The organism is Nocardioides glacieisoli, from assembly GCF_004137245.1.
Taxonomy (GTDB): Bacteria; Actinomycetota; Actinomycetes; order Propionibacteriales; family Nocardioidaceae; genus Nocardioides; species Nocardioides glacieisoli.
This window is the reverse complement of record NZ_SDWS01000004.1, coordinates 155393-178485: the sequence shown is the minus strand read 5'-3', so window position 1 is coordinate 178485 and position 23093 is coordinate 155393. Positions and strand designations below refer to the sequence as shown.

General features: G+C 71.5%; 18 protein-coding genes. 7 read left to right on the top strand and 11 right to left on the bottom strand.

From position 1 onward, the window contains the following. Positions 1-22 precede the first annotated feature (22 nt). The 4 genes from EUA06_RS10630 (at position 23) to mshC (ending at position 3510) form a co-directional block, all read left to right on the top strand. Entirely contained in the window at positions 23-748 is a 726-nt protein-coding gene (locus EUA06_RS10630; RefSeq protein WP_129475364.1) for a histidine phosphatase family protein, read from the top strand. A 10-nt stretch (positions 749-758) separates the two neighbouring features. Further along, positions 759-1343 (top strand): DUF3090 domain-containing protein, encoded by a 585-nt coding sequence (locus tag EUA06_RS10625; protein ID WP_129475363.1) that lies wholly within the window; start codon positions 759-761, stop codon positions 1341-1343. Further along, positions 1333-2127: an SCO1664 family protein gene (locus tag EUA06_RS10620; RefSeq protein WP_129475361.1), complete on the top strand. Its 795-nt coding sequence runs from the start codon at positions 1333-1335 to the stop codon at positions 2125-2127. Before EUA06_RS10625 ends, EUA06_RS10620 begins: the two co-directional genes overlap by 11 nt. 144 nt (positions 2128-2271) lie before the next feature. Then, the gene (mshC, locus tag EUA06_RS10615) at positions 2272-3510 is read left to right on the top strand and encodes a cysteine--1-D-myo-inosityl 2-amino-2-deoxy-alpha-D-glucopyranoside ligase (RefSeq protein WP_129475359.1); all 1239 of its coding nucleotides are present in this window, start codon (positions 2272-2274) and stop codon (positions 3508-3510) included. A 10-nt stretch (positions 3511-3520) separates the two neighbouring features. Here mshC and EUA06_RS10610 read toward each other — a convergent pair whose 3' ends face one another. Then, the gene (locus EUA06_RS10610; RefSeq protein WP_129475357.1) at positions 3521-4366 is read right to left on the bottom strand and encodes a PAC2 family protein; all 846 of its coding nucleotides are present in this window, start codon (positions 4364-4366) and stop codon (positions 3521-3523) included. A 202-nt stretch (positions 4367-4568) separates the two neighbouring features. On the opposite strand from EUA06_RS10610, the gene metH reads away from it, so the two are divergent. Continuing rightward, complete coding sequence (metH, locus tag EUA06_RS10605) at positions 4569-8282, top strand: methionine synthase (protein WP_207208319.1); 3714 nt, start codon at positions 4569-4571, stop codon at positions 8280-8282. A 117-nt stretch (positions 8283-8399) separates the two neighbouring features. Here the strand turns inward: metH and EUA06_RS10600 are convergent, their stop codons facing one another. Both EUA06_RS10600 and EUA06_RS10595 read right to left on the bottom strand, forming a co-directional pair. After that, complete coding sequence (locus EUA06_RS10600) at positions 8400-9416, bottom strand: PQQ-dependent sugar dehydrogenase (protein WP_277985665.1); 1017 nt, start codon at positions 9414-9416, stop codon at positions 8400-8402. A gap of 396 nt (positions 9417-9812) precedes the next feature. Then, complete coding sequence (locus tag EUA06_RS10595) at positions 9813-10481, bottom strand: single stranded DNA-binding domain-containing protein (RefSeq protein ID WP_129475353.1); 669 nt, start codon at positions 10479-10481, stop codon at positions 9813-9815. A 238-nt stretch (positions 10482-10719) separates the two neighbouring features. Here EUA06_RS10595 and EUA06_RS10590 point away from each other — a divergent pair, with 238 nt between their 5' ends. Next, on the top strand, positions 10720-12147 hold the full coding sequence (locus tag EUA06_RS10590; RefSeq protein ID WP_129475351.1) for a fibronectin type III domain-containing protein: 1428 nt from the start codon (positions 10720-10722) through the stop codon (positions 12145-12147). A gap of 29 nt (positions 12148-12176) precedes the next feature. Here EUA06_RS10590 and acpS read toward each other — a convergent pair whose 3' ends face one another. Continuing rightward, positions 12177-12557: a holo-ACP synthase gene (acpS, locus tag EUA06_RS22410; protein ID WP_165354341.1), complete on the bottom strand. Its 381-nt coding sequence runs from the start codon at positions 12555-12557 to the stop codon at positions 12177-12179. A 42-nt stretch (positions 12558-12599) separates the two neighbouring features. On the opposite strand from acpS, the gene EUA06_RS10580 reads away from it, so the two are divergent. Continuing rightward, positions 12600-13283, top strand: coding sequence for a polysaccharide deacetylase family protein (locus EUA06_RS10580; RefSeq protein WP_165354340.1), 684 nt, complete (start codon positions 12600-12602; stop codon positions 13281-13283). Here EUA06_RS10580 and EUA06_RS10575 read toward each other — a convergent pair. From EUA06_RS10575 to EUA06_RS10545, 7 genes are all read right to left on the bottom strand, one after another. After that, entirely contained in the window at positions 13201-14619 is a 1419-nt protein-coding gene (locus EUA06_RS10575; protein ID WP_129475347.1) for an O-antigen ligase family protein, read from the bottom strand. The two genes, EUA06_RS10580 and EUA06_RS10575, sit on opposite strands and share 83 nt — an antisense overlap. Further along, a complete protein-coding gene (locus tag EUA06_RS10570; RefSeq protein ID WP_129475345.1) occupies positions 14616-15548 on the bottom strand; it encodes a YveK family protein in 933 nt (310 codons plus the stop codon). Before EUA06_RS10570 ends, EUA06_RS10575 begins: the two co-directional genes overlap by 4 nt. Positions 15549-15580: 32 nt before the next feature. Continuing rightward, positions 15581-17611: a polysaccharide pyruvyl transferase family protein gene (locus EUA06_RS22405; protein WP_165354339.1), complete on the bottom strand. Its 2031-nt coding sequence runs from the start codon at positions 17609-17611 to the stop codon at positions 15581-15583. 100 nt (positions 17612-17711) lie between these two features. Further along, positions 17712-19172, bottom strand: a complete 1461-nt coding sequence (locus tag EUA06_RS10560) for a DUF4082 domain-containing protein (protein WP_129475343.1) — start codon at positions 19170-19172, stop codon at positions 17712-17714. A 109-nt stretch (positions 19173-19281) separates the two neighbouring features. After that, a complete protein-coding gene (locus EUA06_RS23215; protein ID WP_129475341.1) occupies positions 19282-19938 on the bottom strand; it encodes a CatB-related O-acetyltransferase in 657 nt (218 codons plus the stop codon). Then, on the bottom strand, positions 19938-21188 hold the full coding sequence (locus EUA06_RS10550) for a Coenzyme F420 hydrogenase/dehydrogenase, beta subunit C-terminal domain (protein ID WP_165354338.1): 1251 nt from the start codon (positions 21186-21188) through the stop codon (positions 19938-19940). Before EUA06_RS10550 ends, EUA06_RS23215 begins: the two co-directional genes overlap by 1 nt. Further along, positions 21185-22996: an asparagine synthase-related protein gene (locus EUA06_RS10545; protein WP_129475337.1), complete on the bottom strand. Its 1812-nt coding sequence runs from the start codon at positions 22994-22996 to the stop codon at positions 21185-21187. The genes EUA06_RS10550 and EUA06_RS10545 overlap by 4 nt, the downstream gene beginning before the upstream one ends. Positions 22997-23093: the final 97 nt, after the last annotated feature.

Below are 23093 nucleotides of genomic sequence, written 5' to 3'. Positions count from 1 at the left end.
CGCCTTGGCTAGGGTCGCTGTCGTGCCCACCGTCATCCTCGTCCGACACGGCCGTTCGACCGCCAACACGGCAGGCGTCCTCGCCGGCCGCGCCCCGGGCGTCCACCTCGACGACACCGGTGTGAAGCAGGCCGTCGCCGTCGGCGAGCGCCTGGCCGGCGTACGCCTCGCTGCCGCCGTCACCAGCCCGCTGGAGCGCTGCCGCGAGACGTCCAAGGAGATCACCGGCCGGCAGGGCGCCGCGTTGCGCGCGAGCACCGACAAGCAGCTCTCGGAGTGCGACTACGGGGAGTGGCAGGGTCGGCCGCTGAAGGACCTGGCCAAGGAGAAGCTGTGGAAGACCGTCCAGGCCCAGCCGTCCGCGGCGACCTTCCCCGGTGGGGAGTCGATGCGGGCCATGCAGGACCGGGCCGTCGCAGCGATCCGCCGCCACGACGCGCGGATCGCCGCCGAGCACGGGGACGACGCGGTCTGGCTCGCCGTGAGCCACGGCGACGTCATCAAGTCGATCCTCGCCGACGCCCTCGGCACCCACCTCGACCTCTTCCAGCGCATCCACGTCGACCCTGCGTCGGTGTCGATCGTGAGCTACACCGACTCGCGCCCCTTCGTCCTCGGCACCAACACCCACGGCGGCGACCTCTCGTGGCTGAACGCCCCCGCCAAGACGCGGCGTCGTTCGTCGCGCGCGGCGCGCGATGCGGCAGTCGGCGGGGGAGCGGGACCGGCCCAGCCAGCCGGGTCCTAGGGTGAGTGACATGCCTGTCGTGCACCGTTTCGACCCTCCCGAGCGCTTCGTCGCCGGCACCGTCGGCGAGCCCGGATCGCGGACGTTCTTCCTCCAGGCACGCGAGGGCGCCCGCATCGTCAGCGTCTCGCTGGAGAAGCAGCAGGTGTCCGCCCTGGCCGAGCGCATCGACGAGCTCCTCGACGAGCTGATGGGTGCCGCCGGCGACGACGTGCTCATCCCCGCGATCGCCCCCCGCGACATGGTCGACGGCCAGCCGCTGGAGCAGCCGATCGAGGAGGAGTTCCGCGCCGGCACGATGACGCTGTCGTGGGACAGCAGCGACGAGCGCCTCGTCATCGAGGTCTTCCCGTTCACCGAGGCGGCCGTGGTGTCGCCCGAGCAGCTCCAGGAGGACCTCGAGGACCTGCTCGAGCCGGAGCCCGAGGAGATCTTCCTGGTCCGCCTGACGGCGGCCGCCGCCCGCTCGTTCGTCGAGCGTTCGCGCAACGTCGTCGGGGCCGGCCGGCCCGACTGCCCGTTCTGCGGTGAGCCCATCGACCCCGACGGCCACCTGTGCGTCCGCGCCAACGGCTTCCGGCGTCGTGACCCCTGAGCCGACCCCTGTCCCGGACCTCCCGGGTGGGTTCCCGTCCGGCGAGCTGACCCTGCACGGTCGGGTGCTGCCGGCCTCCAACGCCACGTTCGTCGGCGAGATCGGCGGCGTCCGCGTCGTCTACAAGCCGGTCGCGGGGGAGCGGCCGCTGTGGGACTTCCCCGACGGCACGCTCGCTAACCGCGAGGTCGCGGCGTACACCGTCTCGGAGGCGCTCGGCTGGGACATCGTGCCGCTGACGGTGCTCGGTGACGGGCCGCACGGGCCGGGCATGGTGCAGCTGTGGCGCGACGAGGTCGAGGACCAGGACCCCGTCGACATCGTCGGCGAGGGCGAGGTGCCTGCCGGCTTCCGCCACGTCTTCGACGGGCTCGACGCCCACGACCAGCCGGTGTCGCTGGTGCACGAGGACTCCCCGGAGCTGCGCCGGATGGCGCTCTTCGACGTCGTGGTCAACAACGCCGACCGCAAGGGCGGGCACGTCCTGCCGATGGCCGACGGCCACCGCCACGGCGTCGACCACGGCCTGACCTTCCACGTCGAGAACAAGCTGCGCACGGTCCTGTGGGGCTTCGTCGGCGAGGCGCTCACCGACGAGGAGTCCGAGGGCCTGCGCCGACTCGCCGTGGCACTCGACGGCGAGCTCGGCACGACGCTCGCCGGGCTCGTGACCCGCGAAGAGCTCGCGGTCACCACGCGGCGGGTCAGGCGGCTGCTGGACCGCGGTGTGTTCCCCGCGCCAGCCTCGTCGGCGTACCCCGTGATCCCGTGGCCGCCGTTCTGAGACCGACAGTCGTCGGCGAGGAACGAGCCGGCGGCGTGGGCCGGGCCAGATCGAGTAGCCCCGCGGCTGAGGAACGAAGCCGCGACCAGGGCGTATCGAGATCTCCCGCCAGGAGTCAGCCGACGCACGGATAGGCTGCCCGTCATGCGTTCTTGGTCGTCCCCCGACGTTCCCCGACTGCCCGTCGCGGGCCCGACGGTGCGGGTCCACGACACCGCCGGCGGCGGGGTCGTCGAGACCCGTCCCGAGGGCCCGGCACGGATGTACGTCTGCGGCATCACGCCCTACGACGCGACCCACATCGGGCATGCCGCGACCTACGTCGGCTTCGACCTGCTCAACCGTGCGTGGCGCAACGCCGGGCACGAGGTCACCTATGTCCAGAACGTCACCGACGTCGACGACCCGCTGCTCGAGCGGGCCGCGAAGGTCAAGGTCGACTGGGCGGAGCTGGCCGAGCGGGAGACGCAGCTCTTCCGAGACGACATGGAGGCGCTGCGCGTCCTGCCGCCGGCCCACTACATCGGCGCCGTCGAGTCGATCCCGCAGGTGATCGAGCTCATCGAGCGTCTCGACGAGGCCGGCGCGGTCTACACGGTCGAGGACGACCTCTACTTCTCCGTCACTGCCGACGACGACTTCGGCGCGGTGTCCGGCCTCGACCGTGACGCGATGCTGGAGATCTTCGGTGAGCGCGGCGGCGACCCCGACCGCGAGGGCAAGAAGGACCCGCTCGACTGCCTGCTCTGGCGCGCCGAGCGCCCGGGCGAGCCGTCGTGGCCCAGCCCGTGGGGACCCGGCCGCCCCGGCTGGCACATCGAGTGCTCCGCCATCGCGCTCGACCACCTCGGCACGTCCTTCGACGTCCAGGGCGGCGGCAGCGACCTGGTCTTCCCGCACCACGAGATGTCCGCCGGCGAGGCGCAGGTCGCGCACCCCGGCGAGCGGTTCGCGCGGGCGTACGCCCACGCCGGGATGGTGGCCTACGACGGCGAGAAGATGTCGAAGTCCAAGGGCAACCTCGTCTTCGTCTCCGCGCTGCGGATGAGCGAGGTCGACCCGATGGCCATCCGCCTGGTGCTGCTGCGCCACCACTACCGCAGCGACTGGGAGTGGACCGACGACCAGCTCTGGGCCGCCGTCGACACCCTCGCCGACTGGCGCCGGGCGCTCGCGCTGGGCCACGGCGCACCCGCCGCACCGGTGGTCGAGCGGGTGTTGGCCGCGCTCGCCGACGACCTCGACGCCCCGACGGCCGTCGCGGCCGTCCAGGAGTGGGTCGAGGCCACGCTCGGCACGACCGGGCTCGCGGACACCTCGGACCACGAGGCGGCGGCGTCGGTCCACCGGCTGCTCGACGCAGCCCTCGGCCTGTCGCTCTGACCTACGCCCGTCAGTCGGTGTCGCGGCGCTTGAGGTAGCGCTCGAACTCCCGCGCGATGGCCTCGCCGGAGGCCTCGGGGAGGTCGGCGGTGTCGCGGGTCTCCTCGAGCGCGCGGACGTAGTCGGCGACGTCCTCGTCCTCGGCGGCGAGCTCGTCCACCCCGCGCTCCCATGCCTTGGAGTCGTCGACGAGGTCGCCCAGCGGCATCGGCGCCTGGAGCAGCTCCTCGAGCTGGCCGAGGAGGGCGAGCGTCGCCTTGGGGCACGGCGGCTGCGCGACGTAGTGGGGGACCGCGGCCCAGTAGGACACGGCCGGGATGTCGAGCTGGGTGCACGCGTCGTTGAACACGCCGACGATCCCCGTGGGGCCTTCGTAGGTCGACTGCTCGACGTCGAGCCGGTCGACGAGCTCCGGCTCGGTGGCGGTGCCGCTGACCGGGATGGGGCGGGTGTGCGGGGTGTCCGCGAGGAGCGCACCGAGGGTCACCACGAGCTCGGCACCGAGGTCGTCGCACGCGGCGAGCAGCTCGGCGCAGAACTGGCGCCACTTCATGCTGGGCTCGATGCCGCGGACCAGGATCACGTCGCGGTCGAGCTCGGCGGGGCGGGCGACGGCGATCCGGGTGGTGGGCCAGGCGAGTCGCCGGTGGCCGTTGACGTCGGTGCTGATGACCGGGCGGTTGACCTGGAAGTCGTAGAACTCCTCCGGGTCGATCGCGCCGATGACCTCGGCCTTCCACTGCTCCATCAGGTGGTCGACGAGGCCGGACGCCGCGTCGGCGGCGTCGTTCCATCCCTCGAAAGCGGCGATCACCACGGGGGAGACGAGGTCCTGCACGTCGTCGAACTCGATCACCACCCCACCCTAGGAGACTCAGCCCAGCGAACTGCCGTGATTTCGTGAGGGGTGTCGGCCGGTGCCACGATGTGGGAACCAGGTCCGCGTGTCGGACAACGTTCCTAGGCTGGATCTCCACCAGCACGGAAGGCCGCCTGTGAAGCCGCAGCACCGCCCCGACGCCACCGACGCCCTCACGGACATCCTGGGCCGGCGGATCATGGTGCTCGACGGAGCGATGGGCACGGCCATCCAGCGCGACCGTCCCGACGAGGCCGGCTACCGCGGCGAGCGCTTCGCCGACCACCCGAGCGACCTCGTCGGCAACAACGACCTGCTGACGATCACCCAGCCGCAGATCATCCGGGCGATCCACGAGGAGTACCTCCGCGCGGGTGCGGACATCATCGAGACCAACACCTTCAACGCCAACTCGGTCTCGCTCGCCGACTACGGCCTCGAGGACCTCGACTACGAGCTCAACTTCGAGTCCGCCCGGCTCGCCCGCGCGGCCGCCGACGCGGTCGCGACCGACGACCGACCGCGCTGGGTCGCCGGCGCGCTCGGCCCGACGACGCGCACCGCGTCGATCTCGCCCGACGTCAACGACCCCGGCGCCCGCAACGTCTCCTTCGACCAGCTCGCAGAGGCCTACCTGACGGCCGCCCGCGGCCTCGTCGACGGCGGCGCCGACCTGCTGATGATCGAGACGATCTTCGACACGCTCAACGCGAAGGCCGCGATCTTCGCGGTCGAGACGCTCTTCGAGGAGCAGGAGCGTCGCTGGCCGGTCATCATCTCCGGGACCATCACCGACGCCTCCGGGCGCACGCTGTCGGGCCAGGTCACCGAGGCCTTCTGGGACTCCGTACGCCATGCGCGCCCGCTGGCGGTCGGCCTCAACTGCGCCCTGGGCGCGCGCGACATGCGCCCCTACGTCGCCGAGCTCTCGCGCCTCGCCGACTCGTTCGTCAGCGTGTATCCCAACGCCGGCCTGCCCAACGCCTTCGGGGAGTACGACGAGACGCCGGACCAGACGGCCGGCGTCCTCGCCGAGTTCGCCGACGCCGGGTTCCTCAACTTCGTCGGCGGCTGCTGCGGCACCACGCCCGACCACATCGCGGCCATCGCCGGGGCGGTCGACGGCAAGGAGCGGCGCGAGCCGGTCGAGCACCAGCCGGTGATGCGCCTGTCCGGCCTCGAGCCGCTGAAGATCACCGAGGAGAGCCTGTTCGTCAACGTCGGCGAGCGCACCAACATCACCGGCTCCGCCCGGTTCCGCAAGCTCATCAAGGACGGCGACTACGACACCGCACTGAGCGTCGCGGCGCAGCAGGTCGAGTCGGGCGCGCAGGTCATCGACGTCAACATGGACGAAGGCATGATCGACGGCGTCGCGGCGATGGACCGCTTCCTCAAGCTCATCGCCGCCGAGCCCGACATCAGCCGGGTGCCGGTGATGGTCGACTCCTCGAAGTGGGAGGTGATCGAGGCCGGGCTCAAGTGCGTGCAGGGCAAGCCGATCGTCAACTCCATCTCGATGAAGGAGGGCGAGGAGGCGTTCCGCGCCCACGCTCGCCTGTGCCGCAAGTACGGCGCCGCTGTCGTGGTGATGGCGTTCGACGAGGACGGCCAGGCCGACAACCTCGAGCGTCGCAAGGCGATCTGCGAGCGGGCCTACCGGATCCTCGTCGACGAGGTCGGCTTCCCGCCCGAGGACATCATCTTCGACCCCAATGTGTTCGCCGTCGCGACGGGCATCGAGGAGCACGCCACCTACGGCGAGGACTTCATCGAGGCCACCCGCTGGATCAAGGCCAACCTGCCCGGCGCCAAGGTCAGCGGCGGCATCTCCAACGTCTCGTTCTCGTTCCGCGGCAACAACCCGGTGCGCGAGGCGATCCACGCCGTCTTCCTCTTCCACGCGATCCGTGCCGGGCTCGACATGGGCATCGTCAACGCGGGCGCCCTGGTCGTCTACGACGAGGTCGACGCCGAGCTGCGCGACCGGATCGAGGACGTCGTGCTCAACCGCCGTCCCGACGCCGCCGAGCGGCTGCTCGAGATCGCTGAGCGCTACAACGTCACCGCCGGCGAGGTCGAGGTGACCGAGGAGGAGTGGCGTGCGCTGCCCATCGGCGAGCGGATCACCCACGCGCTCGTGAAGGGGATCGACGCGCACGTCGAGTCCGACACCGAGCTCCTGCGCCAGGAGATCGCCGAGCGCGGCGGTCGCCCGATCGAGGTCATCGAGGGCCCGCTGATGGACGGCATGAACGTCGTCGGCGACCTCTTCGGGGCCGGCAAGATGTTCCTCCCGCAGGTGGTCAAGAGCGCCCGCGTGATGAAGAAGGCCGTCGCCTACCTCATCCCCTTCATCGAGCAGGAGAAGCTCGACAACCCCGAGCTCGCGACCGCGAAGGACACCAACGGCACCATCGTCATGGCGACGGTGAAGGGCGACGTCCACGACATCGGCAAGAACATCGTCGGCGTGGTGCTCCAGTGCAACAACTACGAGGTCATCGACCTCGGCGTGATGGTGCCGGCGCAGAAGATCCTCGACACCGCGGCCGAGGTGGGCGCGGACATCATCGGGCTCTCCGGCCTGATCACGCCGTCGCTCGACGAGATGGTCAACTTCGCCTCCGAGATGCAGCGCCAGGGGCTGGAGATCCCGCTGCTCATCGGCGGTGCGACCACCTCCCGGGCCCACACCGCGGTCAAGGTCGACCCGAAGTACGACGGGCCGGTCGTGTGGGTCAAGGACGCGTCGCGCTCGGTGCCCACTGCTGCGGCCCTGCTCCACGAGACCGGGCGCGCCACGCTGATGGCCGACGTCAAGGCCGACTTCGACTCCCTGCGCACGCGCCACGCGACCAAGAACGACCGGCCGATGGTGACCCTCGAGCAGGCGCGCGCCAACGCGAGCCCGATCGACTGGTCCGACTACCACCCGCCCAAGCCCAAGATGCTGCTGCAGCAGGACCACGCGGTGTCCACCCTCGTGGGCACGCCGGTCACCCAGCACGTCCGGGTGTTGCGCGACGTCGACCTCTCCGTGCTCCGCACCTACATCGACTGGCAGCCGTTCTTCAACGCCTGGGAGATGAAGGGCGCCTTCCCCGACATCCTCAACAACCCCAGCTCCGGCCCCGCCGCTCGCAAGCTGTACGACGACGCGCAGGAGATGCTCGACACGATGATCGAGGAGAAGTGGATCCGCGCCCACGGCGTGGTCGGCTTCTTCCCGGCGGCATCGGTCGGCGACGACGTCGAGCTCTACCTCGGCAACGACCGCAGTGAGGTGCACGCGACGCTGCACCACCTGCGGCAGCAGGGCCAGCACCGCGACGGCGTACCCAACCGGAGCCTGGCCGACTACGTCGCGCCCAAGGACTCCGGCCTCCGCGACCACGTGGGCGCCTTCGCGGTGACCGCGGGCGACGGTGTGACGGAGCGGGTGGCCGCCTTCCGCGAGGAGCTCGACGACTACAACGCGATCCTGCTGGAGTCGCTGGCCGACCGGCTGGCCGAGGCCTTCGCCGAGCGGCTCCACGAGCGGGTCCGCAAGGACATCTGGGGCTACGCACCCGACGAGCACCTCGACAACGTCGGGCTCATCAAGGAGCTGTACGACGGCATCCGGCCCGCGCCGGGCTACCCCGCGTGCCCCGAGCACACCGAGAAGCAGACCCTCTGGGAGCTCCTCGACGTCGAGGAGCACACCGGCATCAAGCTCACCGAGTCGATGGCCATGTGGCCGGGTGCCTCGGTCAGCGGCTTCTACTACTCCCACCCGCAGTCGCAGTACTTCGTGGTGGGCCGGCTGGCGCGCGACCAGGTCGCCGACTACGCCGAGCGCAAGGGCTGGACCCTCGCCGAGGCGGAGCGGTGGCTCTCGCCCAACCTCGGCTACGACCCGGAGGACTGAGCCCAGCGCGGCCTCGCTCGGCGATGGGCAGCGGGCCGGTCGCGCAGCTGCTGTGGCTCGAGGGGTCGCAGCCAGGACACGAAGTACCGATCGCTCGGGGCCTGGTGCAAGCGCCGACTATCGCGGCGAGACCCGCAGCACCTGATCCGTGCCATTGTCGGTAGTGACCAGAAGATCGCCGTTCCGGGCGGACGTGACCGACCGCAGGCGGCCGAACTTGGTCAACGCCGGGGGAGTCAGAATCGACACGAAGCGGCCGCGACGGTCGAAGCGAAGAAACATCATCTGCTCGTCCTCGAGGGCCGCGACGGCGAGCGTGCCCTCGAGCGATCCCCACTGCGAGCCCTCCACCCAAGCGGCACCGGAGGTCGCCCGGGTCGAGTCGCCGGAGCTCCATTGGGCGTCCATCTGGTGGCCCGGCAGGGAATCGTCGGTCATGGGCACCGACTCCTCGTATCCGGGGACCGGGTTCCAGCCATAGTTGCCGCCCGGCACGAGGCGGTTGACCTCGTCATCCACTGTCGGACCGTGCTCGACCGACCAGACGGAGCCGTCAGCGCGCTGGGCGAGGCCCTGTACGTTGCGGTGCCCGTAGGTCCAGACGAAGCGGCGCTCGGTCGGGGCCGAGGCCCAGGGGTTGTCGCGCATCGCCGTGCCGGAGTCGCGGTGGACCCGCAGCACTTTGCCGCCCAGCGAGTCGAGGTCCTGCGGGTTGGTGCCGATGGCCGCGTCGCCCGTGCCGATGTACAGGTCCGGTCCGGAGCGAGCCAGCAGCAGTCGGCAACCGCCATGGCGGCCGGTCGAGGTCGGGAAGCCGGCGATGAGCGTTCGTGCGCTCTGCACCAGCGTCCAGCTCCGGTCGACCTGCATGCGAGTCACCCGCACGTCCTCCGTCCCGGTCGAATCGTCACCATGGCAGGCCCAGACCACGCGCCGCTTGCGGTCTACGGCAAGCGACATCAGGCCGGTCTCCCCGGAGACCCACACCTGGTTGGACATGTCGGCGAGGGTCCGGACCTCTCCGTCGCGGACGACGCTGATCAGTGCCTTGTTGCGCTCGCTCACGACGAGCCGGCCACCCGGCGCCTGTTGGACGTCCCACGGCTTGTCGAGACCGCGGGCGAGGATCCGCACCCTCAGGCGGGGTGCCGCGACCACCTCGCGTGCTGGGTCGGGCGAATCCGCCGTGTCGGCGGCGGGGTCGTACGCAGGCTCGGGGTCGTTTGCCTCGGTGGTTGAGCACGCGGTCAGTGCGAACGAGAGTGCGAGCGCGAGCGTCAGTGGGGTGGACCGGAGAGGTAGGCGCACCTCATCGACGCTATCGGCACGTCTGCGGCGGCGGACAACCCCAGAATCGGGTACGCGCCACGAGGTGCGGTTTCCGTGGGAGGTATCTCGGCCGAGGTCCCGAGGACCCGGGGGCCCTGGCTGGCCCCTCTCGTGCCCGTCCCTGCCGACCCGTCCTGCCCCGGAGGCCTGCGGTGGCTCTCGTCAAACCTCGACAACGAGCGGAGGCCTGAACCGTCCGCGTCAACGCCGGACTGCGATGATCGACTTGGTCAGGCCGAGAAACCGCTCGTGCACGACCTCGGACCCCGGGAAGTAGTGCCGCAGCTCGGTCACACTGATGAGCTCGGTCCAGAGCGCCGACGACGTGGCGCGCTCGCGGTCGGGTGACCGGCTGTGCGAAAGGGGCCACCTCTCGGCGACGCGGGCTCGCGCGGTGATCGGCAGGAACTGCATGCCGGGAAAGAGCCAGTGCGGCTCGATCGGGAAGTAGCGGTAGGGCGTCTGGACCCAGTGCAGCGGTGCGAGGGCGTGGACCGTCTCGGCGAAGCGCGCGCGGTTCGCATGACCTCCGAGGTGCTCCAGCACCGAGTTCGAGAAGACGAGGTCGAAGCGGGTTCGGCCAGTCGCCGCGGCGAGCGCCGCCCCGGCATCGCAGGCGTCGCCGAGCACCGGCACGATGTCGTCCGAGCGCGAGATGCCGGGCTCGGTCAGGTTGAGCACAGTGACGCGCGCCGGCCGGACCGGCGCGCGCTCCCACGCCTCGACCGTCCCGCCGAGGTCGACGACGTCCATCGAGGACAGGTCGGGGAACAGCTCCTGGACCAGCGCCCATCTGCGCGACCTGAACCCCGCGCCCAGGGACCGCGGGTCCTCAACCAGCGTCCGGCGGACCTTCTGGGCCACACCCATGTCAACCCCTCCCCACTGCGAGCACGCGCTGGACCGTCCCAGTCCTGCACCCGTGTGCCCCGAGTGTCGCGACTTCGTCCGCATGGTGCTCCACGACGCACACGTGTCCCCATTTGTGGGGAGTTGCCGCCACGCGGACGGGCCGTGCGGGTGGGTGGTGCCACGATCGCGACACCCCACCGAGATGAGTGGCCAGTGGGCTTCGAATTGCTGTGCACAGTGGGAAGGCGATGGGGACATGAGGACTGCTGGACGCCGGTGGGGAGCCGCGTTGGCGACGATGGGGGTGACGGTGGCGATGCTGGCGGCGTCCGCGGGCGCCGCCGTGGCCGCGGCGCCTGCTGCGCCGTCGATGTACGCGACGCCGACAGCCGTGACGACGAGCACGATCAGCGTCCGGTTCCTCCGGTCGCCCGCACCGGACCGCGTGTGCAAGCCGGACATCGGCTACGAGGTCCTCGGCGGCACGTTCGCGGACTGGCGCGACGTCGGCGGCTTCCCGAACGCGCCCTGCGACGACCCCGACCCGGGCTACAAGTTCAACGGCCTCGCCGCGGGCACTGTGTACACCTTCAGCGTCCGCGCCTACCGGATCACCGACGGCGTCAAGGAGTACTCCGGTGCGTCCCAGATGACCGCCACGACGACCGGTACGTCGCCCCCGGCGCCCGGTGCGGGTGCACCCGACGCGCCGTCGATGTATGCCACACCGACGGCCGCGACGACGAGCACGATCAGCGTCCGGTTCCTCCGGTCGCCCGCACCGGACCGCGTGTGCAAGCCGGACATCGGCTACGAGGTCCTCGGTGGGACCTTCACGACCTGGCGCGACGTCGGCGGCTTCCCGAACGCGCCCTGCGACGACCCGGACCCGGGCTACAAGTTCAGTGGGCTGGCCGTGAACACGAGCTACGTGCTCAGCATCAGGGCGTACCGCATCGCCAACGGCGTCAAGGAGTACTCAGCGGTGTCGAGCGGGACGTTCGTCACCAAGGGCGTCAACCCGCCGACGTTGAGCGCCACCCCGATCGCGGTCACCACCACCTCCCTCAGCATCCGCTTCGTGCGCTCCGGGGCCCCGGACCTGGTGTGCAAGCCCGACATCGGCTACGAGGTCCTCGGCGGATCGTCCGCCAGCTGGGTCGACGTCGGCGGCTTCCCGAACGCGCCGTGCACGGATCCCGACATCGGCTACAAGTTCACCGGGCTCGCCCCGGCCACCACGTACACCGTCAGCATCAGGGCGTACCGGATCACCAACGGCGTCAAGGAGTACTCCCCGACGCGCAGCCTGGACTACACGACGGCCGGTGGCGGCTCCGGGACCCCGACGGGGTCCGTCAACCCGGCCGCGATGTCGCCCACCCCGACGGCCCGCACGACCAGCTCGATCAGCATCAGGTTCGTGCGCTCCGCAGCCCCTGACCTCGTGTGCAAGCCGGACATCGGCTACGAGGTCCTCGGTGGCACCTTCACCGACTGGCGCGACGTCGGCGGCTTCCCGAACGCCCCGTGCACGGACCCCGACATCGGGTACAAGTTCGGCGGGCTGGCGGCCGGCTCCGTCTACACGCTCAGCATCCGCGCCTACCGGACGACCAACGGTGTCAAGGAGTACTCCGCCGTCTCCAGCATCGCCGCCGCCACCCTCCCACCCGTCGCCTAGCGACAGCAGCTGACGATGGGGGCAGGGGGTCACCCTTCGGCGACGACCACCGCCGCCAGCCAGCCTGCGGTCCGGGCCGTCGAGGCATGCAGCCGGACCACGCCCGACCGCGTCGCCTGGACGGCCGCATCACCGGCGAGCCGGACGGTGACGCTGCCCGCGTCGTCGAGGCTGACCTCGATCTCCCGCCACATCAGGGGACCGGGGAACGAGATCCCGATCGCCTTCAGCGCCGCCTCCTTCACGGCGAAGCAGGTCGCGGCGACGCGCGAGGGGCGCGCCGACGTGAAGCACATCTCGACCTCGGCGGCGGTGTACCAGTGGGCCAGGAAGCGGCTGCCGCCGGAGTCGACGAGTCGCGCGATGCGCGCCTCCTCGAGCACGTCCGTGCCGACCCCCACGACGCTCACGATCCCCACCCTAGCGAGCAGCACGGCTGTGCGGAGGGCCGCGTGAACGCCCCGCGGGCCGGGCGCCCGACGGTCGTCAACTTCCACGGGATCGGTGAGCCGCCCGCGCACGTGCCGCCGGACGAGGTGCCCTTCTGGTGCCCTCTCGACGACTGGCACCGCATCGCCGACGTGCTGGCGGTGGAGGTCGCTGGGGGAGCCGCGGTCGCCATCACCTTCGACGACGGCAACTCCAGCGACGTGGAGCACGCGTTGCCGGTGCTCGCCGAGCGGGACCTCACCGCCACGTTCCACGTCTGCGCGGGTCGCCTGGACCTGCCCGCCTACGTGGACGGGTCCGCGGTGCAGCACCTGCGGAGCAGCGGCATGTCCATCGGCAGCCACGGCTGGGACCACGTGGACCTGCGGGCGCTGTCGGATCCCGACCTCGTGCGTGCCGGCCGGGACTCCCGGCAGCGGCTGGGCGAGGTGTGCGGTGAGCCCGTCACCAGCTTCGCTGTCCCGCTCGGGAGCTACGACCGTCGCGTCCTGGGGCACCTGCGGGACTACCGGACCGTCCTCACGAGCGACGCGACGACCTGGGACGGCACCGACTGGATCGTGCCTCGCTGGTCGTACGTCCGGGGCTGGGACGCCGCCCGCGTCAGGTCGCTGGCACGCGGCGGGGAGTCGCGTCGGCACCGGTGGCGCCAACGGACGTCGATGGCGGTGAAGCGCCGACGGTGACGCGCGCGGTGGCGCGCGAGAGATGGTGCACCGCTCCCGCCAGGCCGAAGAAGAGGAACGTGAGGCCGGCCACCTGCCGAAAGCTCAGGGCGTCGAAGGTGGCATAGCTGGCCACGATCCCCACCATCGACGCCGACACCGCGTACCCGAGCTGGCACTGCTGGTGCGGCAGGCCGAGACGACGCGGCGTCCACGCCGCGACCTGGGCCGCGAGGAAGAGGACGGCGAAGGCGAGCGTGCCCAGCACACCGAGCTCGAGCAGCAGGATCAGGAGCTGGTTGTCGACCGTCCGGTAGACCATCGGGACGAAGGTGAACAGGCCCTGGCCGGTCAGCGGACGCATCTCGACCAGGCGGAAGACCAGGGGGTAGTCGTCCGTGCGGCCCGCAACGCTCGGGTCGCCCGCGAGCCCTGTGAAGAGCGAACGGATGGTGCCGAGCAGGCCCGGGAGCGCCACCCGGAGTGCGAGCGCGAGCGGGACCGCCGCAACCATGGCGACGAGCCTGGTCCTCGTCGGCCACCCCACGAAGAGGACGACCGAGGCGACCCCCAGCACCACCACGGCGGAGCGTGACACCGACATGAGCGCTGCCACCCCGACCAGAGCGACCGGGATCCAGGGTCCGGGACGCCGTGGTTCGCGCAGGGCGCGGTACGACGCGAGGGGAAGCAGAGCTGCCATGACGACACCGAGCTCGATCGGGTGGGCCGAGGTCGCGACGACGCGGTTGAGGTCGGATCGCGACAGGGCGTTGCCGAAGTCGACCAGGCCGACCAGGCCGGGGACGTGGAGGTACGCCGCGAGATTGATGCCGGTGAAGTACTGGGCCACCGCCATCGCTGCGACGGCACCCGCTGCGTGCACGATCCAGTCCACCAGCCGGTCCAGCTGCTCCCACGACCGGATGCCGTCCGCCGTGACGAGGAGGATCCCGGCCCACCCGGCGAGGGCCAGCAAACCGCGGTCGGACGCGCTCGCGATGACCTCGGTCACCTGGTGCACGTCGGCACGCTCCCAGAGGCGGTCCGAGCGCTGGTGGATGTCGGCGGGCTGTGACCAGCCGCCCAGGTGCCCCGAGGCATAGCTCACCAGGCAGGCGGCGGCGAAGATCGCGAAGGCGCTGCGCACGAGCGTCGCCCCGTGCGCCTGTCCGAGGCCGCCGACGAGGGAGCACAACCACCAGAGGAGACCCGCGATCGCCAGCAGGTTGGCCGGAGTTCCCGGCGCACCTATCGGGCCGACGATCAGCCGGGTCGGCACGCACAGGAGCAGCACGGCGTACGCGGCGACGAACACCCACGCCGGCAGGATGCGGCCCCGACGACCGACGGTCACGGGCGATCCGCGCCCCGAGCCGACGCGAACGCCCCGTCACCCACGCTCGGTGCCCGGTCACCCGGCTCGCGCTCGGCGGGCGCCTGCTTGCTCGCTCGTGGCGAGCCCTTCTTGCTGGGTGTCCGTTTGCGCGGAGCTCCCTTGGCCGGGGGCCGCTTCCCCGGCGCCGACCCGTTTCTCGGGGCCGGGGAGGTCGCCGCAAGAACTGGACGCTGGTCGACAGGGCCAGAGGAGGCTCGAGCGGCGACGGGGGCCGTGGTAGGAGGCGACGTGGGTGGGGGCGACGTGAGTGGTGGCGAGGTGCGAGATGTGCTGGTCACCCGGCGGCGACGGCGGACCTCGGCCAGCCAGTCCGTGGCGAAGGCCGTCAACAGCGTCAGGAGCCCGCCGGCGGCGAGGACGGCGATCACCCCGCGCAGTCCGCTGCCGCCCAGCTCGACCGGTGTCGTCTCGGCGGCGAAGACGCGGATGCGCGCTGTCTGGTCGGTCGGCACCCGCTCCTCCCTCTGCACCCGCGCGAGCTCGTCACCGACCGCCTCGACCAGCCCGTCCCGTGTCGCGAGGACGTTGACCGGGTCGTCCCCCTCTGCGCCCACGTTGATCACCGGACTGGTGGGCTCCACGCCCACCTCGTAGGACGAGGTGAGCCCCCTGTCCGCCAGGTCCACGGCGAAGTCGCGTGAGGACGGGACCGAGGCGACCACCCGGGCCAGGATGTTGAGCTCGTTCGGGAGGTAGAGGAACGCGCTGTTCCGCTGCTCCGGGTCCCCGGCGGTCGACGGCAGCAGGAGCAACAGCTGGGCCGTCGCGCGATAGGTCGGTGGCGTTGAGGTGTAGAGGTAGGCAGCTGCTCCCGCTGTCAGTAGTCCGCCGAGGACGACGACGATCCACTGTCGGAGCAGCAGTCTCAGTGAGCTTCCCAGCTCCATGGATCCTCCAGGTGGTAGCGCCGGTCCCGTGCTCATCGGCGGGGGACAGGGACGTCGTGGCCCGGTTCGCGGACGGTGGCCGGAAGCACGTCGACGAGTGCGTCAACGAAGGCGTCGACCGCACGCTCGGCGAGTCCGAGGGCGGGTACGGCGAGCTGAGCGAGCCGGTCGCGGTCCTCGACCAGGGCCAGCGTGTGCGCCACGGCCTCCTCGGTGCTTGCGTCGGTCAGGTCGACCAGGGCGCCGTAGCCGAGGCTCCCGAAGAACCCGGCGAACTTGCGGCTGTAGGCAACCGGGACGGTGGGCACGCCGGCAGTGAACGCGGCAATGGTGGCGTGCATGCGCGAGCCGATGAACACGTCGAGGCCGGCGATGTGCGACTTGGCCGCGACCGGCGAGTCGAAGGTCGGAGCGAGCGTGCATCCTGGGTGGTCCCTCATGAGTGCCTGCGCCGCCGCGACGTCGTCCTCGAGGGCGTCAGCCGTCGCCCGGGCGATCACGTGGGGGACCAGATGGACCTCGTACCCGTTCGCAACCAGCCCCCGGACCACTCCGTCGCACCAGGCGCGGTAGTCGGCAGTCAGCGAGAACTGGTTCGATCCGGTGTACCCGCCGTTCCAGAGCAGCCCCGACACGTTGAGCCCGATACGTCTGCCACTGCGTGGCTCGGTGCCCGACGTCGGCAGGAGCACGGCCACATCCGTGCTCCGGACCACGGGCGCGGACGTCAGGGTGGACAGGAACTCGGCCGAGAGGCCGTCCCGCGTGGCGACGAGGGCTGCACGCTCGACCACGTGCCGGTACCACGGGCGCCAGACCGGACGACGCAGCGGACCGTACGTCTGGGGCCCGAGGACGAGCGGAGTGCCCGCCGCAAGCACCATCTGCTTGTGCAGCAGCTTGCGCAGCAACCGCTTGCCGCCGTAGATGTCGGAGAAGCTGTCGCCACCGGTCAGGTCGACCACGACGTCGCAGCGCCTCATCTCGCCCAGCGCTCGCAGCAGGGAGCGCGGGCTCCTGTGCCGGAGCGGCACGGTGCGCACGGGACGGGTCGTGCCCAGCGAGCGACGCATGGTGGCGACCGACTCCTCGGAGTTGATCGAGAAGACGACGACCTCGGTGTCCTCGTCGGCGACGGAGTCGACGATCGCCGTCAACGAGTAGGCCAGCGCCGCCAACCCCAGGTTCGCCGTGTCGTACTGCACGCCGAGAAGACCGACGCGGCCGCGGTGACCGCGCGACGCCACCCGGCCCCAGGCGAGGGAGTCCGCCGGTGAGCGGCGGGCCAGCAGCGCGGCGCTCACGGTGAGGGTGGCGTACGCCGCACCGGCGGGCAGCAGGTGCGGGTCGCGGGCGACGACGTCACGCAGCCAGGACCACCGGTCCGGACGCCGCACGGAGGCGTGGGCCTGCAGCGACGTGGCTGCCTTGCGCATGGCCGCCGAGCCCCGTCGGACCCGGGCGAGCCGTCGCACGAGCTCGCGGGTCGTCGGCGGCGTGGCCACTGTCATCACCACGTCGTCCACGAGCACCTTCTCCTCTGCCCTGAAGAGCGAGTCCAGGAAGAGGTCGTCCGCCACCATGTCGGGAAAGGAGCCGAAGCGCGCCCGGCCGATTTCGGACAGGGCCACCAGTCCGCGCCCGAAGAGGGCATCGCGGAACAGGGGGAGTCGTTCGTGGACCTGTGAGTGGGCGCGGACGGGCCACGGTCGACCAGCCACGTCGAGGCGGCGTGCCGGCACGGCCGCGAGCACCCCGGGCTGCTCGAGCGCTCGGCAGAGCGCGCCCACCGCTCCGCGCGGCACCCGCATGTCGGCGTCGAGGTAGATCCTCGGGAACGACGTGGCCACGGCTTCACCAGCATCGAGGGCGCGCGGCTTGCCGCCGTCCGGCAGCTCGACGACCCGCACTCCGGGCCGGCGTCTCGCCACCTCGGCTGTGTCGTCGTGGCAGCCGTTGGCGACGACCACCACCTCGGCTTCGGGAGCATCCGCGCGGAGCGCGTCCAGTGTTGCGCCCAGGACGACTGCCTCGTCGTACGCGGCGATGATGACGCTGACCATGGGCCCCCATTCCCTCGCCGCCAGCGTAGAAGCGCGCCGCTGCGCTCCGCGGCCCGAGAATGGGGGATGTTCGTGCAGGGTGACGCCGCCCGTCGCCGCCTCAGTCGGTGTAGTTGACCGGTGTCCCGTCGTCCCAGGTGTTGCCGGACCAGAGATTGCCCGGTCGGGTCGGATCGAAGCCGCTCACCGCCCGAATGTTGCCGCACGTCCCGGATGCGCCCCGGACGAACACGTTGCCCACGAAACGCACGTTGTTGGCCAGATGACCGTAGGGCTTGCTGCCGTCGTCACCCGACGAGCCGCCGTACGCACACACGGTCGATCCGCCGCCACCACCACCGAGGAAGATGTTGCGCTCGATGAGGTTGTTCTGGATGGGGCCGAAGTCGCCGTAGCCGGTCAGCCCGGCGGAGCACCCCGTACCGGGTCCGCGCATCGCCTCGCAGGTGATGGTGTTGTGACGCAACGTGGTGCTCTCGCCCATCCGGATGCCACCGAAGTGGGTGCTGCCGCCGGGATCGCCGCCCTGCGCGTGCACCCAGGAGTCCTCGACCACGCAGTTGATCTCGCAGTAGATCGAGCGCATGCCACCCGTGACCTCGATGCGCGTCGCGGTGAAGTTGCCACGCAACAGGCCCGTGGTGAGAGTCGCGCCGACATGGATCTCCGAGTCGGTGATCGTGAACGACGCCCCGGAGGTCCGGGGGTCGCGCAGGTCCACGTGCCCGTTGACGCGCGTGTTCACGATCCGTACGCCGGGCGCTGCGATCTCGAGCGTCCCGTTCACCACCACGTTCTGGATCACCGTGTTTGCGGTGGTGACGGTGAGCGGCCCGGAGTACGGCGAGAGGGTGGTGCCGTTGGGCACGCCGGTGTTGTCCGGACCTGGCCAACCTCCGGGGATCGGCGTCGGCGTGGTTGTGGGGGTGGGCGTGGCCGTCGGAGCCGAGCGCTGGGGCGTGAACACGACGTCCACCAAGAAGTTCGCGCCGCCCGCCGAGTTGCGTGGAGCACGGGACTTGTTGCTGCGCGTCCGCACCCCTCCGCCCGGGTTCACCGTGAACCCGTTGACGGTGCGCTTGCGGGCGAACCCACCGCGCTTCACGGCGTGTTGGCCGTGGGACGCGAGGTAGGACGCGACGTAGACGCGGCCCTCGAGCAGGCGCACCGGGGACCGCAGCTTCGCGGTCTGCCAGCCGGAACGGTCGGAGGCCCGGAACCTCGTCCGCCCCAGGAGCGTGCCGTCGTTGTCCCACAGGGAGGCGACGTAGGACTTGGTCTGGCGTGGGCTGCGGTAGAACTGCAGCGCCGTCACCTGGCCGGCCCGGCGGGAGGTGAACTTCACGCCGAGGTTGACCGACGTCTTCTGGGGCACGGCACGTGTCGTCGGCCGCATCTTCGAGCCCAGGATGCCGGTGGTCGACGCGGCGTCCGCCGGCTCGGCGAGGGGGAGGACCGCGAGCGGCACGACAGTGCCGAGGCCGATCAGGAGGGTGGCGACGACGCGCAGCTGGAGCCAGCGGGGGCGGCGTCGGCGGAGCAGGGGGATGACACGGATCACGGGGGGTTCCTCAGGCAGGGGAGCCCGGCACGTCGTGGGGGAGAGCCGGGCGGTCGGTCGCCACTCTAGGCGCGGAGACGATGGGGACCCGGTCAAAAATTCGGTAAATCTAGGACGACCGGAGGTGCTGGACACCGGCGTCGCGCGCCGGTGCGAACGGCTCGCTGAACGCGTCGAGGTCGCGTCCCAGGTCTGTGACGTCCCGTTCCCACCACCGTTCGGCGAGCAGCTCCGCGATGGTCTCCGGCTCACAGCGGTACCGCACGACCCGACCGGGGTTGCCGACGACCACGGCGTACGGCGGGACGTCCTTGAAGACCACCGCCCCGGCGCCGATGACCGCCCCGTGCCCGATCGTGGAGACGCTCGCGCTGATGACGGAGTTGTGCCCGAGCCAGACGTCGCTCCCGATCTCCAGCGGGCTGTAGTGCCGTTCGGCGTCGGTGAGGCCCAGCTCGGGGTTGAAGAAGAAGCCGTGCATCCCCTTGAGGTGGGTCGGGTGGTCGAGGGTGGCGGCGAACGCGGAGCGGGCGATGGAGGTGTAGCGCCCGATCGTCGTGCCCGGACCGAACGCGTGGGGCACGAAGCAGCCGCCGTGGGTGTACGCGCCGACGTCGACGCGGTGGTACTGCCGGAAGATGTCGCGCAGCGTGTCCGAGTAGATCTCGCCGCCCTCGAACCGGTTGACCATCCGCCGGACGACGGCCCGGCCTGCGGTCCCACGGCCGTAGAGGCGCAGCATCGCGCTGCTCGTCGGGTGTCTCATCAACGGGTCCTTCCCATGTGCCGGCCTCGGCGCCAGAGGCCTCGGGTCACGATGCGCCGCACCATTCCGGCGTACTCCTTGGCCCAGGCCCTCGGCCCGAGCAGGCGCGCGGCAGCGCCCAGCCGGAACCCCGGGTAGCGGGGCGCCGCGAGACCGGCCGTGCGCAGGGCAGCCGTGCGCGCGGGCACGAGCATGCGGCGCCGGGTGAGCGGTTGGGCGAGCACCACGTCGCTCGCGTCACTGACTGTCGCGGTGAGGTAGCCGGCCTCGATCGCGCCCTCGACGACGGTGCGGCCCCTGGTGGTCCGGGCCAGGATCAGCGACACGCCGTCGGAGGCCCCGCCGGGCTCGTCGCTGTGCCGGTGCCACGCGTCCCCGCCGGTCACGTCGGCGAGCTCACCGAGGCCGTCGGCGCACAGGGTGCACCGCAGCTGGCGGGGCGTGCTCGCCAGACGACCCCACGACTCGTCGTAGGTCAGCTCGGACCGGTGCCCGTCGGTCGACCCGACCACGAAGCTGCCCGGCCACCCCTCACCGCGGTAGCGGACCTGGGAGATGGCGGCCGGCTCACCGAACCCCAGCTCGGCGGCCAGCCGCAGGCTGGCGTCGGACGGTGGGGTCCCGGCGCAGAAGAAGCTGAGCACCAGTCCCAGGTTGCGGTCCAGCGCGGGTCGCTCGCGGCGCAGCTCGCGCACCGCCGCGACGTCGCACGGCTTGCCGACGAAGACGCACGGACGGTCGGCGGACTCGATGAGGTCGAGCGCCTCGACGGGCGAGGAGGTGGTGTAGCGCGAGCCGCTGTTGTGCAGGAGCGAGGCGCGGTCGCGGCTGACCACGGTGCGGTTGCCCCACGGCATGGTGTCGTCCATCCCCGTGTGCACGACCAGCGCCATCTCGAGCTCCTCCAAGGCGTACGTCGCCAGGGCGGTCACCACTCCTCCTGAGGAGCCGGCCCAGCGCAGCACGGGGTCGGTCGCCCATCCCTCCCAGATGGCCTCGGTGGGACCCACCAGCAGCGCGGAGGGGTCGGGCGTGGCCGGCCAGCCGGGGGAGGTCACCTGGGAGCCCGGGCAGGCCCGGACGATCTCGTCCTTGAGCGCGGTCGGCAACCCTTCCGTGCCGACGGGCCGCCTGCCGACGGTCGGGATGTCCAGCATGACCACGCCGTGGTCACGCCCGACGAACGCGCACGCGCCGCAACCGGAGCACAGGTCCTGCTGCAGCACGCGGTCGAGTCGGTGGGCCGTCATGGGAGTACCTCCGTCGAGTCGAGCGTCGAGTCGAGCGTGGAGTCGAGCGTGGGATCGGGCGTGGGGTCGAGGGCGACGAGCATGTTGACCATGAACGCCACCGTGCTGGGCTGCGGCCGGACGCTGCCGTCGCGCACGGCGTCGAGCCATCCGTCGTCGAACCACCCGGAGTCCCGCAGCGGGTCGAGCACCACCGCCCGGGCACGGAGGTGGTCCACCACCCCGGCGGCGACGGTCGTGCCCCCGACGGGCGGCCGCCGCGCACCGATCACGCGCTGTCGCGCCTTGTGCACCGCCTTGTCGAGCTGGCGAACGCCGTGTCGCGCCCAGGCGCTGCGCCCGCCGCGCGCATAGTGTTCCGGGGACGGCCGTCCCTCCAGCGGTAGCCTGCCAAGGTCCTGGTCGAGCTGCATCTGGAGGCATCCCCAGAACCGGGCACGGTTCTTGTCCGTGGGGGCCACGCTCCGCACGACGCCCATGAAGTCCGGGTCCAGCATCACGTTCATGATCCGGCGGCGGTGCGACGCGGTCGTCTGGTCCGGGCCGGCCCAGCGAGGCAGGCGGTGCCGGTAGTAGAGGTCGTCGGTCGCGCTGAACCACTCGTCACCTGCCTGGACGAGCGCGGCGTGCACCGCGTCGACGGCCGTGACGGCTGCGGCCGACCGGTGCCGGACGTGCAGCGCGGCGGGCTCGACGGCCTCGTTGGCCATGAGGCGCCACCGGGCGAGCCGCTCGCTGCGGTGTCGCGTCACCGCGGATGGACGCACGGCACCGGCGTAGAAGAACCCACGCGCGACCTCGCCGCCCATCCCGCCGAGGCGGTCACCCTGGTCGATCGACGCTTCGGCCCAGCCCGTGGCGGCCTTGGCGATCGGGTTCACCATCGCGTCGTGGTCCTCGGCCGCCGCCAGCACCCGGGCGAACCACTCGTCGGGCGGCACGGTCGTGAGCCCGGCGAGGGAGTACACGCGGTGCTCGAGCCCGGTCAGCTCGGCCAGGGAGCGGGCCACCGTCGCGTCGGACGAACCCGGGACGTCGAGCGTGAACGCCGGCAGGCCGGCTCGTGACCGGGCCGGCACCGAGCTCAGCACGGCGCGGGAGTCCATCCCGCCGGTGAGCTGGAGCACCGGGTGCTCCACCTCCCGCAGGTAGCCGGCCATCGACCTGCGCAACGCGGTCGCTGCGGCCGTCACGGCGTCGTCGAGACGGATCGAGCCGGGGTCCACGACGTCGTCGGCACTGCGCAAGATCAGCAACCCCGCACCATCGAGGGTCGCCGACTCGCCGGGCGCGAGCTTGGTGACGCCCCGGTAGAGCGTGCGACACCCGAGCTGCCACCCGACCTGGCTCTGCACCAGCACGCCCTCGTCGTCGAGCGCCCCGCCCAGCAGGCGTCCGAGGAGCCGGGCCGACGTGGACACGGCGTCCCACCCCGGACCTCGGCACCAGAACACCTGCGAGAAGCCCATCCGGTCGGTGGCGACCCGGACCCCGTCCTCCGTGAGTCCGAGGGCCGCGAAGGGCGGGTCGAACCGTCCGACCTCCACCACGTCACCGGCGCGGATCAACCGGGCCACGTCGTCGTCCGCGACCCGTGCGCCACGCCGTCGGGCCCGGCCGGACAGCAGCAGCGGACGTGTCGTCGTGGGGAGTGCGGACTCGTGTCCCCACGACGTCAGCCAGGTCCCGCCGACCGCCCGCAGCGGCGTCAACCCGGCTCCGGCGACGGCGCGCCCCACCTCGCACGGCGGCTCGCCCGGCCGTGCCGTGACGACCGCCAGGATCCCGGTGCCCGCTCGCTGACTCATGAGACCCGCCACCCCCGCTCGGTCGTACTACCCTGAGGCCCATCCCACGCCTGCGGGCCCCGGCTCGCACTCGACGACTGGTGTGGCTCGCGAAGGG